This is a genomic window from Oerskovia turbata, assembly GCF_000718325.1.
Taxonomy (GTDB): Bacteria; Actinomycetota; Actinomycetes; order Actinomycetales; family Cellulomonadaceae; genus Oerskovia; species Oerskovia turbata.
Genome location: NZ_JOFV01000012.1, coordinates 92,585 through 106,913, shown reverse-complemented (window position 1 = coordinate 106,913; position 14,329 = coordinate 92,585). Strand labels below are relative to the sequence as shown.

The window sequence follows — 14,329 nt, the reverse complement described above, 5'->3', positions numbered from 1 at the left end:
CTCAAGAACCCAAGGAGTAACACCGTGGCAGAGCTCTTCTACGACGACGACGCCGACCTCACGATCATCCAGCAGAAGAAGGTCGCGGTCGTCGGGTACGGCAGCCAGGGGCACGCGCACGCGCAGAACCTCCGCGACTCGGGCGTCCAGGTCGTCATCGCGCTCAAGGAAGGCTCCAAGTCGATCGCCAAGGCGACCGACGAGGGCTTCGAGGTCAAGACCGTCGCCGAGGCCGCCCAGTGGGCAGACCTCATCATGATCCTCGCGCCGGACCAGCACCAGCGCTCGATCTACAACGACGAGATCAAGCCGCACCTGGCAGCCGGCAAGACGCTCGCGTTCGCGCACGGCTTCAACATCCGCTTCGGCTACATCGAGGCCCCCGAGGGTGTCGACGTCATCCTCGTCGCACCCAAGGCGCCGGGCCACACCGTGCGTCGCGAGTTCGTCGCGGGCCGCGGCATCCCCGACATCATCGCCGTCGAGAAGGACGCGTCGGGCCAGGCGTGGGACATCGCGCTCTCGTACGCGAAGGCGATCGGTGGCACGCGCGCCGGCGTCATCAAGACGACGTTCACCGAGGAGACCGAGACCGACCTGTTCGGCGAGCAGGCCGTCCTGTGCGGTGGCGTGTCGCAGCTCGTCCAGTACGGTTTCGAGACCCTGACCGAGGCCGGCTACCAGCCGGAGATCGCCTACTTCGAGGTCCTGCACGAGCTCAAGCTCATCGTGGACCTCATGTGGGAGGGCGGCATCGCCAAGCAGCGCTGGTCGGTGTCCGACACCGCCGAGTACGGCGACTACGTCTCGGGCCCCCGCGTCATCGACCCGCGGGTCAAGGAGAACATGAAGGCAGTCCTCGGGGACATCCAGAACGGCGCGTTCGCGAAGCGCTTCATCGACGACCAGGACGCGGGCGCCCCCGAGTTCAAGGAGCTCCGCGCCAAGGGTGAGGCGCACCCGATCGAGGCCACGGGCCGCGAGCTGCGCGGGATGTTCGCCTGGGCGAAGTCGGGCGACGACGACTACACCGAGGGCTCGGTCGGTCGCTGACCTTCGCTTCGCTGCGGCGAACCTTCTGAGGAGGGTGACCCGTCCTGCACGATCTTCCCTCCGGCCTGGCGGCCTCCCGCCAGACCTGACCACGATTGCGCAGGACGGGTCACCCTTCTCTGTGCGTCCGGCCAGCCTGCCGAGGGCGACGGCCCTGCCCGCCGAGGGTGACGACCCTGCCTGCCGAGGGTGACGTGCCCGCCTGCCGGGGGCGACGGCCCAGCCTGCCGAGGGTGACGACCCTGCCCGCCGAGGGTGACGACCCTGCCCGCCGAGGGGGACGTGCCCGCCTGCCGGGGGTGACGCATCGTCACCAAGGATGATGGTTCGACGGATTCGACGGTCACCGTCGGCGGGTTGCGCTGTCACCGTCGGCGGGCAGGGCCGTCACCCTCGACCGGGAGTGCGGTCACCGTCGGCGGGCTACGCCGTCACCCTCGACCGGGAGTGCGGTCACCGTCGGCGGGTTGTGCCGTCACCCTCGGCACGGCGAGGCACCAGGAGACACGGCGGGGCACCAGGGGAACAGGGTGGAATCGCCGACACCCCGTCGGTCAAAGCACGACAAGACGGGCACTCCGGGTGTCCGTGGTCCACCATGGACGTATGAGCCATCACGACGACCACGGACCGGACAGCACGAGCGAGGGCGCCGAGCCGGCGCCGCGGCCCGCCACGGGCGACGAGCACCCGGCGGTTTCGGACGTCCCCGCGGGCACGGAGAGCGAGCAGGGCGAGGACGACCCGCGCGGCGAGGAGATCCTCGAGTTCTGGGAGACCGCGCGCGTCCGTGCGGGGGAGGGCAAGGTGGGCGTCGTGACCGGCTTCGGGGTCTCGGCGACCGTGCCGCCGCCTGCCTGGTCCTTCGGGGACAACCCTGCCCTCGCCGACGGCCTGCTCACCGCGGTGCTGTCGGGCGACAAGACCGCGACCTCCTCGTCGCGCTGGGAGTACGGCGACGACGTGCCGCTGCCTCAGGTCGGCGAGCTCTCGATCATCCTCGACGGCGACGGGCATCCGCGGGCGCTCATCCGCACGACCTCGGTCGAGGTCGTCCCGTTCGACCAGGTCACGGCCGACTTCGCGGCGGCCGAGGGGGAGGACGACCGGACGCTCGAGTCCTGGCGCGCCGGCCACCGCAGGTACTTCACGCGGGTCCTGGTGGGCCACGAGTTCCGTGAGGACATGCCCGTGGTCTGCGAACGGTTCGAGCTGCGGTTCCCGCGGCAGCGCTGAGCGCTCGCGCAGCGGTGGGCGCCCTCGCGGCGCCGTCGGGCCCGACCAGGGCGGCGTGCCCGGTGGAGACGCGCACGGGTGACGGGCTCCGGGGGCTCGAGCGACGCCGTCGGGCAGCGAGCGCGCGGGGCGGGGGTGAGCGGTGGTCGCCGTCCCAGGCCGCGACCACCGCCCGTCGGGGCAGCGAGAGGAGCTACCCCGAGTGTGAGGACGCCGGAGCGCCGGTGGTCGCCGTGGCCGTGCGCACGGTCTGGACCGGCGCGCTGTGCGTGCCGTGGTCCGTGGGGTGGGTCGAGACGCGGTCGAGGAGAAGTGCGCGGACGTCGGCCGCGACGACCGCCTGGGCGCCGCGCAGGACGGGGTCCGAGGGGGCCAGGGCCGGGACGATCAGCGCCACGCCCTGCTCGGTGTCCGTGAGGTGGCTGCGGGTCACGTCGGCGAGGCGTTGTCCGCCCGCGATGCACGTCGGGCCGCTGAGCACGACGAGGTGTGGTTCGACGACCGCGACGACCGGCTGGACGACCGTGGCGAGGCGGCGTCCGAAGTCCTCGACGAGCGCGACGACGGCGGGGCTGTCCGGGTCGGCGGTCATGGCTGCGAGGTAGTCGGCGTAGCCCTCGCCGGGGACGCCGTACCACTCGGCGAGCTCTTCGAACCGGCGGCCGCCGACGAGGTCCTGGAGGTTGACCGAGTGGTCGTCGTAGTCGCGGACGGTCACCGGCACGGGGAGGTAGCCGAGCTCGCCGGCGGCACCGGTCGCGCCGTGGTGGAGCCTGCCGTCGATGAGGGTCCCGAGGCCGATGCCTCCACCGATCCAGAGCAGCGAGAAGCTCGCGTCGTCGCACCGGCCCGCGTCGTGCTCGGCGATCGTGGCGAGGTTGACGTCGTTCTCGATGTGGACGGGGACGCCGAACTCCTGCTCGAGGAGCGAGCGGACGGCGAGGCGGGGCCATCCCGGCAGGTCGCCGACGAGCCAGAGGTCTCCGGTCGTGGGGTCGGCCGCGGCCTGGACGCCGGCGACGACCGCGCCGACCCGGTCGACGGGCACGCGGGCGTCGGCACAGGCGGCGTCCCACGCCGCGCGGACGTCGCTCACGGCGGTGCGGTCGTCCGAGGTGGGGATCTCGGCGCCGCCGAGGACGGTGCCGTGGGCGTCGACGAGGCGGGCCTGCACCCCTCCGGGAAGGACGTCGAGCGCCAGCCCGACGACGACGTCGGTGCGCGCGGCGTACATGACCGCCTGCGGGCCGCGGGCTCCTTGGACGGCCCCGGTGGGCTCGATGAGCCCGGCCGACTCCAGTCGTGCCACGATCTGGGAGGATGTCGGACGGGAGACGCCGGTGAGGTCTCCGATCTGCGACCGGGTCATGGGGCCGGTGTCGAGCAGGAGCTCGAGCGCGGCGCGGTCGTTGATCGTGCGGAGCAACCCGGGGGTCCCCGGGACGTGCGTGCGGGACACGGCGTGGTGGCCTCTCTGCCAGCGTCTTAGGAAAGTTTCCTAAGAGTTGCGCACTCTGGCGGATTGTGCAAGTCGAGAGGCTCTTCTGCTCTTACCATCTTCGAGTGTCACGCCAGTTCCTGCTGGCGTAATGGGAGCGTGTCCAGTCATGACGTCGACCCTCGACCCGCGAGATGGTGCGGATCGCAGGACCCGACCCGCCCACGCTGTGAGATGGGCGTCCCGAGGACTGGCGCCGGGGCGTACGGTTTCGCCATGACGCGCAACATCGACTTGGCAGTGGTCGCCGGAGACGGCATCGGTATCGAGGTCGTCGAGCAGGGCCTCGCGGTCCTCGAGGCGGCGCTCTCAGGCTCGGACGTCAAGGTCTCCACGACGCCCTTCGACCTCGGTGCGCGCCGCTGGCACGCGACCGGTGAGACCCTCACCGACGAGGACCTCGCGGCGATCCGCACCCACGACGCGATCCTCCTCGGCGCGATCGGCGACCCGACCGTCCCGTCGGGCGTCCTCGAGCGCGGGCTGCTGCTCAAGCTGCGCTTCGCGCTGGACCACTACGTCAACCTCCGCCCGGGCAAGCTCTACCCCGGCGTGAAGTCCCCGCTCGCGGACCCGGGCGAGATCGACTTCGTCGTCGTCCGCGAAGGCACCGAGGGCCCCTACGTCGGCAACGGCGGCGCGCTGCGCGTCGGCACGCCCCACGAGATCGCGACCGAGGTCTCCGTGAACACGGCCTTCGGCGTCGAGCGCGTCGTCCGTGACGCGTTCGCCCGCGCCCAGGCGCGTCCCCGCAAGCACCTGACGCTCGTGCACAAGCACAACGTCCTGGTCCACGCCGGTCACCTGTGGCGCCGCACGGTCGAGGCGGTCAACGCCGAGTTCCCCGACGTCACGACGGACTACCTGCACGTGGACGCCGCCACGATCTTCCTCACGACGAACCCGTCGCGATTCGACGTCATCGTCACCGACAACCTGTTCGGCGACATCCTGACGGACCAGGCCGCTGCGATCACCGGCGGCATCGGCCTCGCGGCCTCGGCCAACATCAACCCCGACCGCACGGCTCCCTCCATGTTCGAGCCGGTGCACGGCTCGGCCCCCGACATCGCGGGCCAGGGCAAGGCGGACCCCACCGCCACGGTCCTGTCCGTCGCGATGCTGCTCGACCACCTCGGCCTCGCCGAGGAGTCGCAGCGCGTCGAGGCCGCGGTCGCCGCGGACCTCGCCGAGCGGGGGACCCGAGTACGGTCGACGGCCGAGGTGGGGCGCGAGCTCGCCGCCCGCGTCGCCGGCTGATCGGTCCTCCCGACCTGCCGCCGCGCCGCCGTCGGGCCCCCGCGCTGGGGCCCGACGGCGGCACGCACCCTCTGCCGTCCTCACCGCTCCCACGTCCTCGTCGAAGGCCCGGGAGTTCTCGCCCGCCCTGCGGGCGCCGAAGGGCGCTCCGTCATGGAAAACTAGGCGAGGAACCCACCCGGGTCGCCAGGTGAAAGGCCCATGACATGACTTCCCCCCTCACAGCGCAGCCCGCGTCCTCGGCCGAGGATCTCGTCGCGCTCTTCGACATCCGCACCTCGGACACCCCGACCTCCCCCGAGGCCAGGGCGGCCGCGATCTCCGCCCCGAAGTTCGGCACCGTGTTCTCGGACCACATGGCCCGGATCAGCTGGAACTCGACCGACGGCTGGATCGACCGCCGCATCGAGAAGTACGGCCCGCTCCAGCTCGACCCCGCGACCGCGGTCCTGCACTACGCCCAGGAGATCTTCGAGGGCCTCAAGGCGTACCGGCACCAGGACGGGTCCGTGTGGACCTTCCGTCCCGAGGCCAACGCCGCCCGGTTCGCGCGGTCTGCGCACCGTCTGGCGCTGCCGGCGCTCTCGGTCGACGACTTCATCGGCTCGATCACGGCGCTCGTGCGCACCGACGTCGAGTGGGTCCCGAGCGGCGAGGAGGCAAGCCTGTACCTGCGTCCGTTCATGTACGCCTCGGAGTCGTTCCTCGGCGTGCGGGCCTCGCTCGAGGCCGAGTACCTCGTGATCGCCTCGCCCGTGGGCCCGTACTTCTCGGGCGGCGTGAAGCCCGTGTCGATCTGGGTCGACCGCGAGTTCAGCCGCGCCGGTGCAGGCGGCACGGGCGACGCCAAGTGCGGCGGCAACTACGCGTCGAGCCTGCTGCCGCAGACTCTCGCGCAGGAGAAGGGCTTCGAGCAGGTCTGCTTCCTCGACTCGTCGACGGGCACGTTCGTCGAGGAGCTCGGCGGCATGAACGTGTTCGTCGTCAAGGCCGACGGGTCGGTCGAGACGCCCGAGCTCACGGGGTCGATCCTCGAGGGCGTGACGCGCTCGTCGATCATCCAGCTCCTCAACGACCGCGGTCACGAGGTCACCGAGCGGCGCATCCCGCTCGAGGAGCTCCTGGCCGACATCCGGTCCGGTGCGGTGACCGAGGTGTTCGCGTGCGGCACGGCGGCGGTCGTCACGCCGATCGGCCGCCTGGGCGGGTCGAACTTCGACCACACCATCGCCGACGGCGGCGCGGGCGAGCTGACCCTCGCGATCCGCGGCGAGCTCACCGACATCCAGAACGGTCGGGCGGCGGACCGCCACGGCTGGATGACGCGCCTGGCCTGAGCCGCCCGCTCACCGAGACGCTGGGTGCGGAGTGGTCGTCGCCGACCGACACGATCGGCGACGACCACTCCGCACTCAGCGTCTCGCGGGGCCTCAGACCGCCCGGCGCACGATCGTCCGGCCCGCGACGCCCGCGAGCAGCGACCAGACGGCGACCCCGATGAGCAGGTTCACGAGCCCGGACAGCGCGGCCGACGTCGTGTCCGTGGTCCAGGCGAACGGGAGGGCGGTGATGACGACGATCACGAGCGCCATGATCCAGCCGAAGAACGCCCGCGGGCGCGGGGTCGTGAGGATCAGCACGTGCAGCAGCCCAGCCGCGAGCAGGGCGAGGATCGCTCCGTCGATCGCGAACGCGGCCTGGTGCGAGGCGGTCGAGAAGATGTCCGGCGGCGGCACGAGCGTGAACGAGAAGATCCGTTCGAGGATGATCACGGCCACGAGGCCGATGAGCGCGGCCACCAGCGCCGTGGCGGCCGCTCCCGCCCAGAAGCGGCCGACCTCGACCGCGAGGCGGGGGTCCGCAGGGTTGACGGGCGGTGCCGGGAAGTCGGCGTGCGGGTCGGGCGGGACCGTGGGCGGGATGGCCGGCGGGACACCCTGGGGGTGGCCGGGGACACCGGGCTGCGGGGCGTTGCCGCGGGGCGGGAAGTTCGGGTCGCTCATGATGCGTCTCCTGTCGTTGCAGGCTGTCGTTCCGGGCGCTCGCTGGTTGGCATGCTCAGTCCGTGGACACCGTTCCATCCTGGCGGCTGCTGTGGCAGCATGTGTCCTGTGACACACCTCGTCTCCCACCTCATTATCGAGTAGCGCGCCCGGCCACCACACCGGACGCGCAAACCTCCCGCACCCTCGGGGGGTTTTTTTGTTGCCCGACACCACCGCCGTCGGGCACCGAAGCGCCGGGCACGAGCTTCACGAGAGCGACCGCCCGGCGCGTGGGAACGAGGAACCCGCGGCGAGCGCGGAAGCGGATCGCCCGATCCGCCTAGAGTGGTCTCGCCCCAGGCGGCACCGCTGGACCCCGAGATCTCCCCAGAGAGCGGCACGATGACTTCCCAGGTGAACCCCGTAGCTCCTGCCACAGCGAGCGCACCCTCGACGTTCCACGTCTACGACACGACCCTGCGCGACGGTGCGCAGCAGGAGGGCATGAACCTCTCGGTCGCCGACAAGCTCGCGATCGCCCCGCTCCTGGACGAGCTGGGTGTCGGGTTCATCGAGGGCGGCTGGCCCGGGGCGATCCCCAAGGACACCGACTTCTTCTCCCGCGCCGCGAAGGAGCTCACGCTCAAGAACGCGGTCCTCGCGGCGTTCGGCGCGACCCGCAAGGCCGGGATCACGGCCGCCGACGACCCCCAGGTCCGCGCGCTCGTCGCGTCGCAGGCGCCCGTGGTCACGCTCGTCGCCAAGTCCGACATCCGCCACGCCGAGCGTGCCCTACGGACGACGGGGGCCGAGAACCTCGCCATGATCACCGACACCGTCACGTTCCTCGTGGCCGAGGGGCGCCGCGTCGTCCTGGACGCCGAGCACTTCTTCGACGGCTACCGGTTCGACCCCGCCTACTCGCGTGCTGCGGTCGAGGCCGCGTTCGCGGCGGGGGCCGAGGTCGTCGCGCTGTGCGACACCAACGGCGGCATGCTGCCCGAGTGGGTCGGCGAGATCGTCACGGAGCTGCGCGACGCCGTCGGGATCCCGCACGGGCTCCACGCCCAGGCCGGCGACCCGCTGCTCGGGATGCACGCGCACAACGACTCGGGCTGCGCGGTCGCGAACTCGCTCGCGGCCGTGGCCGCAGGCGCCGCCCACGTCCAGGGGACCGTCAACGGCTACGGCGAACGCACCGGGAACGCGGACCTCATCACGGTCGTCGCGAACCTCGAGCTCAAGCACGGCCGGAGCCTGCTCGTCGACGGCGGCCTGCAGGAGACCACGCGCATCGCGCACGCGATCAGCGAGATCACCAACATCTCGCCGTACGCGCGCCAGCCGTACGTCGGGGCCAGCGCGTTCGCGCACAAGGCCGGGCTGCACGCCTCGGCGATCAAGGTCGACCCGGACCTCTACCAGCACATCGAGCCCACTCTCGTCGGCAACGACATGCGCATGCTCATCTCGGACATGGCGGGCCGCGCGTCGATCGAGCTCAAGGGGCGCGAGATGGGCTTCGACCTCTCGGACCAGGGCGACGTGCTCGCGCGCGTGACGCACCGCGTCAAGGACGCCGAGGCCCGCGGGTACACCTACGACGCGGCCGACGCCTCGTTCGAGCTCCTGCTGCGTGAGGAGATCGCGGGCGAGCGGCCGCAGTTCTTCCGGGTCGAGAGCTGGCGCACGATCGTCGAGCGGGCCGGGGGACGCGGCACCGAGGCGACGGCGGAGGCGACCGTCAAGCTGCACGCCGGAGGCAAGCGCATCGTCAAGACGGGCGAGGGCAACGGGCCGGTGAACGCGCTCGACCATGCGCTGCGGCTCGCGCTGCGGCGCGTGTACCCGGAGATCGAGGCGTTCGAGCTGATCGACTTCAAGGTCCGCATCCTCGACACCGAGCAGGGCACGGACGCCATCACGCGAGTCCTCATCGAGATGACCGACGGGGCGACGTCCTGGTCGACGGTGGGCGTCGGGCCGAACCTCATCGAGGCGGCCTGGGAAGCCCTGACGGACTCCGCGATCTACGGGCTGATCCACGCGGGCGTGCAGCCGCGCTGACCCTGCGCCCCGCGCACCGCTCCGGGCGCTGCGCCCACGTGTCAGAAGGAACGTGACCTCCGGGTCACGCTCCTTCTGACACGTCGGGGTGCGGGACCCGTCAGGGGCGGGTGGCCGCCTCGAGCAGCTCGACGACGTGCACGTAGTCCTGCCCCGTAGCCCGGCTCAGACCCATCTCGCACGTCCGGTTGCTCGACGCGTACGCGTCCGCGGCGCCGTGATCGCGCAGGTGGGCCGCGACCTCGGCGGCCTCGGCGCGCGTCGCCGCCGCGGTGAGCTCGGGGTGGAGCATCCCGCGGTCGCCCGCGAACCCGCAGCACCCCGCGTCGAGGGGGAGCACGACGTCGTCGGCCACCGCGCGTGCGACCGCCTCGAGGTCGCCGACGACCCCCAGGTGGATCGACGAGCACGTCGGGTGCAGGACGAGCGAGCCCAGCGTCGTCCCGGTGGCCCGGGGGGAGCGCCCGCTTGCCTCGAGCGCGGGCAGGACGTCGCTGCGCACGAACGTCACGGCGTCCACCACGCGCAGCCGCTCGAACCGCTCGCGCGCCTCGCCGGCCAGGTGGGACCCGACCCCTTCGAGCCCGTGCGTGCAGCTCGACGCGTCCGAGACGACGGGCAGGCGGCCGCCGTCGGTCGCGGCCCAGAGCGCGTCGAAGGTTCGCTCGGCCATCGCGGCGGCGCCGTCGGTCAGCCCCTTGGAGACCCACGGCGTGCCGCAGCACAGGCCCGCGATCCCCTCGGGGACCGCGACCGTGATCTCGGCGCGCTCGCACAGCGCGAGGAACGCCGGGCCCACGCCGCCCGGGCTGGGGGAGGCCTCGGCGGGGGAGAAGAGCGAGCCCATGCACGACTGGAAGAAGACGACCGACGCGTCGGTGACGGCCCCGGCCGACGCCACGCGACGTGGTCCCGGCCCGGGCAGGTCCGACCCGACGAGCGGCACGACGTCCGCGCCCAGCACGGCGCGCCCGACTGTCGAGGCCGCGGTCACGAGCGGCGTGGGCAGGCGGTCGACGACGCCGAGCGCCGCGCGCAGGCCGGTGACCGCGCCGCCCCAGTGGTCGGCCGCCGTGCGCCCGGCGCGCTGGACGAGCGCCCCGTGCCGCTGCGCGCGCCGGACCTTCATGACCTTGCCCGTGTCGATCCCGACCGGGCAGGCGGTCACGCACAGCGAGTCCACGGCGCACGTGTCGACGGCCGAGTACTCGTAGGCGCGTTCGAGCTCCGCGAGCTCGGACGGGTCAGCCGTGACCATCTCGCGCAGCAGCGCGATGCGCTGGCGCGGGGTCGTCGTGACGGTCCGCGACGGGCACGCGGGCTCGCAGTATCCGCACTCGACGCACCGGTCCACGACCTCGGCGAGGTCTCCTGCCGCGGACGTCCCGACGGGCGGCACGAGCTTGAGGTGCGCCAGGTGCGCCTCGTCGTCGTCCGTGAGGAGGACGCCCGGGTTGAGCAGACCGGTCGGGTCGCACAGGGCCTTGACCTCGCGCATCACGGCGTACAGGTCGTCCCCGAACTGCCGACGGACGAACGGCGCCATGATGCGGCCCGTGCCGTGCTCGGCCTTGAGCGAGCCGCCGCGGTCGAGCACCAGGGTCACCATGTCCTCGGTGAAGGCCGCGAACCGGTCGAGCTCGCCGTCGTCGGACAGGCGCGGGGTGATCATGAAGTGCAGGTTGCCGTCCTTGGCGTGCCCGAACGTCACGGCGTCGTCGTAGCCGTGCCGCTCGAAGAGCCCACCCAGGTCGCCGACGGTCGCGGTGAGGTCGGGGACCGGGACGACCAGGTCTTCCAGCAAGGCCGTGCTGCCGGGCGCGCGGGCGCCGGCCACCGCGGTGTACAGGCCCTTGCGCACACGCCACAGGCGCCCGCGAGCCGCGGGGTCGCGCGTGAGCTCGGCAGGCGTCGCGAGGGCGAGGTCGCCGATGACGCGGCGCGCGGCCTCCTCGAACGGTTCGAGGGCGTCGGGGGACGCGGCCTGGTACTCGACGAGCAGGGCCGTCTGGGTCGTCGCGGTCGCGAAGGCCCGCATCGACGCGTCGGCGAGCGGGTCGGCGGACGCGACGCGGAGCGAGGCCGCGTCGAGCAGCTCGATCGCCCGCGCGCCCGAGGCGGTGACGGTCGCCAGGGCGTCGGTCGCGTGCTCGAGCGCGTCGAAGACCAGGAGGGTGGTCGAGGCCGCGGGCAGCAGCGGCACGGTCCGGAAGGTCACGTCCGCCACGAACGCGAGCGTCCCCTCCGACCCGACGACCAGGTGCTCGAGGATCTTGACGGGGGAGTCGTGGTCCACGAACGCGTTGACGCCGTAGCCCATGGTGTTCTTCATGGAGTACTGGTGCGCGATCGTCGCGCGCATCGACGCGCTCGCACGCACCCGGTCGCGCAGCTCCGCGAGGCCGCGGTGCAGCGCGGGCTCGAGGGCCCGCAGCCGCTCGTCCGCGTCCGGGGCGCCCGTGTCGAGCACGGTCCCGCTGGGCAGGACGAGGGTCATCGACTCGATCGTGCGGTACGCGGTGTCGACCGTCCCGCATGTCATGCCCGAGGAGTTGTTGGCGACGACCCCGCCGATCGTGCACGCGATCTCGCTCGCCGGGTCGGGGCCGAGCCGCCGCCCGTGACGCACGAGCCGCGCGTTGACCGAGCGCAGCGTCACGCCGGGCTGGCAGCGCACGCGGGCACCGTCGTCGAGCACCTCGACGCGCGTGAAGCGCGTGCGCGTGTCCACGAGCAGCCCCGCGCCCGACGCCTGTCCCGACAGGCTCGTCCCGCCCGAGCGGAACGTGACCGGGAGCCCGCGGTGACGGGCCTCGGCGAAGGCGGCGACGACGTCGGGCACGTCGTGCGCGCGCGCGACCGCCTCGGGGCGCAGCAGGTAGTGCGACGCGTCGTGCGCCTGGGCGACCCGCGTCAGGAGGTCGGTCCGGATCTCGAGGGCCCGCGTCGTCGCGGCGGACACGCTCATGCGCGGGCCTTGCGCTCCCCGTCGAGCCGGTGGGGCTGGACCGCGTCGTAGGTCGCCTTGAGGTTGGCGCTGGTCTGCTCGTACAGGCGCTGGGCCACACGGACGAACAGGAAGTCGACGACCGCGAGCTGCGCGATGCGGCTCGACAGGGCGCCCGACCGGAACTGCGTCTCGCGCGCCGTGGTGCCCAGGACGATGCCGGCCTCCTGCCCCAGGGGGGACTCGGGGAAGTTCGTAATCGCGACGGTCGTCGCCCCGCGCGCCTGCGCGATGCCGAGCGCATGGTTGGTCTCGACCGTCTGCCCGCTGTGCGAGATCCCGATCGCGACCGCGCCCGGGCGCAGCAGCGCCGCGGACTGGAGCTGGAGGTGCGGGTCCGGCGCGGCGAAGCACACGAGCCCGATGCGCTGGAGCTTCTGCGCGAGGTCCTGCCCGGTGAGCTGGCTCGACCCGACGCCGAACACGTCGACCCGGGGCGCGGCCGCGACGGCCGCAGCGACCTGCTCGAGCGCGCCCAGGTCGAGCATGCGCGCGGTCTCCTCGATCGTGCGTGCCTCGTGGAACGCGATCTTCGCGACGACGTCCTCGGCCGTGTCCGTCTCGTTGATCTCGCCGTGCGCGACGTTCGAGCGCTCGAGCTCCATCTCGCGGCGCGACGTGGCCTGGGCGAGGTCGATCCGGAACTCGGGGTAGCCCGCGTAGCCGATCGCCCGGCAGAACCTCACGACCGTCGCCTGGGAGGCGCCCGCTCGCGCCGCGAGCTCGTTGATCGTGGACCCGACGACGGCGGTCGGGTCCGCGAGCACGGCCTCCGCGATCCGGGCCTCGGCCGGGCGGAGGGTCGGCAGGGCCTGCCGGATGCGGACGAGTCCATCACCTGTCATGTCGGATCTCCTGTGATCGGTGCGGGGTGGCTGGCGGTGTGGTTGTCGTCGCGGGGGGCGGTGCTGGAACCGGTGGCGGGTGCGGGGTCCGTGCGAGGACCCCCGAGGCTCAGCCAGGGCTCGTGCGCGACGAGGGAGGCAGTGCCAGCAGTGCCGGCAGTGCCACCGGTACCCCCGCTGCCCGTGCTCTCGGCGAGCAGCCGGGCCAGGTGCAGCGCACCGTCGAGCGGGGTGCCCGCGGAGGGGACGAGCTCGGCGTCGGGGCGCAGCGCGGCGAAACGGCGCGCGAGCGCGCCCGTCAGCGACGGGCCCGCTGCCAGGACGCCACCGGTCGCGGCGGCGAGCGGCGGTAGCCCGGGGACGAGGGCCGCCGCGAGCGACTCGGCCAGGTGACGGCCGGCCTCGGTGAGGATCTGCACGGCCGCCGGGTCACCCGCTGCGGCGGCCGCCGCGACGTCGGGCGTGAACGACCCGAGGACCTGGGCGCGGTCGGGGCGCGTGTAGAGCTGGGCGGGCCAGGTCGGGGCGGGGCCGAACCGTGCCGTGGCGGCGGCGAGGAGCGGGCGCGAACCGCCCGTCGAACGGCGGTCGTGCGCGGCGAGCGCCGCCCGCAGCCCGTGAGCGCCGATCCACGACGCCGAGCCGAGGTCGCCGAGCAGGTGCCCCCACCCGTCGACGCGCTGCCAGGTCCCGGCGAGGTCCGTGCCCAGGGCGATCGTGCCCGTCCCGACCGCGACGACGGCCCCGGCCCGGCCCCCGAGCGCGCCGAGGTGGGCGGTCAGGGCATCGGCCGCGACCGCGGTGCGCTCGGCGCCGAGGCTCACGCGGAGCGCGTCGTGGACGGCGGTCGGGTCCGGGACGAGGGTCGCGACGCCCGTCGCGCCGACCGCGGCGGCCGCGACGACGGGGGGCTCGCCGTGGGTCTCGGTCCAGGCAGCGACGAACGCCGCGCCGACGTCGTGCACGACCTCGGCGACGTCGCTGCCCTCGGGGCCGATCGCGACCGGGCGTCCGGTGAGGCTCGTGCTGTGCGCGTCGGCGTCGCTGCCGGGATCGCTGTCGAGCCTGGCCGCGACGAGGCGGCTGCCGCTCCCGCCGACGTCGATCGCGACGATCCAGCGGGGGGAGCCCGTGGTCGTCGCCGGGACGTCCGCACGAGCCTCCGGGCGGGCGGGGTCGGGGTCCTGCGTGCTGGTCACGCCTCATTGTGGCATGAAGTTTCACAATGGCGCCATAGTGCGGAGAAAAGTGCCAGACGGTTCACCCGGCCCTGTGCGGGTCTCACGTGGCGCCGTCGGCCAAGCCCCTTGGTCGGTGGCCGGAGCCCCGCTGCCTGGAGGCTACTCCTGCGTGTGGCCCAGGTCACCAGGTGTCCGCC

The 14,329-nt window shown here is 73.0% G+C and carries 10 protein-coding genes; 5 read left to right on the top strand and 5 right to left on the bottom strand.

Translation table 11 applies throughout. The features are described from left to right. Positions 1–24 precede the first annotated feature (24 nt). Both ilvC and IE95_RS0113660 read left to right on the top strand, forming a co-directional pair. Positions 25–1,053 (top strand): ketol-acid reductoisomerase, encoded by a 1,029-nt coding sequence (gene ilvC, locus IE95_RS0113665; protein ID WP_030152178.1) that lies wholly within the window; start codon positions 25–27, stop codon positions 1,051–1,053. Between the two features lie 606 nt (positions 1,054–1,659). Then, positions 1,660–2,289, top strand: a complete 630-nt coding sequence (locus IE95_RS0113660) for an ASCH domain-containing protein (protein WP_084690274.1) — start codon at positions 1,660–1,662, stop codon at positions 2,287–2,289. Between the two features lie 193 nt (positions 2,290–2,482). On the opposite strand, the gene IE95_RS0113655 is transcribed toward IE95_RS0113660, so the two are convergent. Next, the gene (locus IE95_RS0113655; RefSeq protein WP_084690273.1) at positions 2,483–3,748 is read right to left on the bottom strand and encodes an ROK family transcriptional regulator; all 1,266 of its coding nucleotides are present in this window, start codon (positions 3,746–3,748) and stop codon (positions 2,483–2,485) included. 255 nt (positions 3,749–4,003) lie between these two features. On the opposite strand from IE95_RS0113655, the gene IE95_RS0113650 reads away from it, so the two are divergent. Both IE95_RS0113650 and IE95_RS0113645 read left to right on the top strand, forming a co-directional pair. Then, a complete protein-coding gene (locus tag IE95_RS0113650; RefSeq protein ID WP_030152175.1) occupies positions 4,004–5,047 on the top strand; it encodes a 3-isopropylmalate dehydrogenase in 1,044 nt (347 codons plus the stop codon). A gap of 206 nt (positions 5,048–5,253) precedes the next feature. Next, complete coding sequence (locus IE95_RS0113645) at positions 5,254–6,384, top strand: branched-chain amino acid aminotransferase (protein ID WP_030152174.1); 1,131 nt, start codon at positions 5,254–5,256, stop codon at positions 6,382–6,384. 93 nt (positions 6,385–6,477) lie between these two features. Here IE95_RS0113645 and IE95_RS19060 read toward each other — a convergent pair whose 3' ends face one another. After that, positions 6,478–7,050, bottom strand: coding sequence for a DUF6069 family protein (locus IE95_RS19060; protein ID WP_051703114.1), 573 nt, complete (start codon positions 7,048–7,050; stop codon positions 6,478–6,480). Positions 7,051–7,434: 384 nt separating this feature from the next. Here IE95_RS19060 and cimA point away from each other — a divergent pair, with 384 nt between their 5' ends. After that, on the top strand, positions 7,435–9,099 hold the full coding sequence (cimA, locus tag IE95_RS0113635) for a citramalate synthase (protein WP_030152172.1): 1,665 nt from the start codon (positions 7,435–7,437) through the stop codon (positions 9,097–9,099). A gap of 100 nt (positions 9,100–9,199) precedes the next feature. Here cimA and IE95_RS0113630 read toward each other — a convergent pair whose 3' ends face one another. Genes IE95_RS0113630 through IE95_RS0113620 form a run of 3 tightly spaced genes read right to left on the bottom strand, consistent with a single transcriptional unit; the run spans position 9,200 to position 14,150 of the window. Then, complete coding sequence (locus IE95_RS0113630) at positions 9,200–12,067, bottom strand: FAD-binding and (Fe-S)-binding domain-containing protein (protein ID WP_051703113.1); 2,868 nt, start codon at positions 12,065–12,067, stop codon at positions 9,200–9,202. Beyond that, the gene (locus IE95_RS0113625) at positions 12,064–12,951 is read right to left on the bottom strand and encodes a MurR/RpiR family transcriptional regulator (protein WP_030152170.1); all 888 of its coding nucleotides are present in this window, start codon (positions 12,949–12,951) and stop codon (positions 12,064–12,066) included. The genes IE95_RS0113630 and IE95_RS0113625 overlap by 4 nt, the downstream gene beginning before the upstream one ends. Next, positions 12,948–14,150 (bottom strand): N-acetylglucosamine kinase, encoded by a 1,203-nt coding sequence (locus IE95_RS0113620; protein ID WP_051703112.1) that lies wholly within the window; start codon positions 14,148–14,150, stop codon positions 12,948–12,950. The genes IE95_RS0113625 and IE95_RS0113620 overlap by 4 nt, the downstream gene beginning before the upstream one ends. Positions 14,151–14,329: the final 179 nt, after the last annotated feature.

Coding starts and splice junctions, on each gene's coding strand:
- IE95_RS0113625 (WP_030152170.1), bottom strand. CDS start 12,951: ATGACAGGTGATGGACTCGTCCGCATCCGGCAGGCCCTGCCGACCCTC.
- IE95_RS0113650 (WP_030152175.1), top strand. CDS start 4,004: ATGACGCGCAACATCGACTTGGCAGTGGTCGCCGGAGACGGCATCGGT.
- IE95_RS19060 (WP_051703114.1), bottom strand. CDS start 7,050: ATGAGCGACCCGAACTTCCCGCCCCGCGGCAACGCCCCGCAGCCCGGT.
- cimA (WP_030152172.1), top strand. CDS start 7,435: ATGACTTCCCAGGTGAACCCCGTAGCTCCTGCCACAGCGAGCGCACCC.
- IE95_RS0113660 (WP_084690274.1), top strand. CDS start 1,660: ATGAGCCATCACGACGACCACGGACCGGACAGCACGAGCGAGGGCGCC.
- IE95_RS0113630 (WP_051703113.1), bottom strand. CDS start 12,067: ATGAGCGTGTCCGCCGCGACGACGCGGGCCCTCGAGATCCGGACCGAC.
- IE95_RS0113645 (WP_030152174.1), top strand. CDS start 5,254: ATGACTTCCCCCCTCACAGCGCAGCCCGCGTCCTCGGCCGAGGATCTC.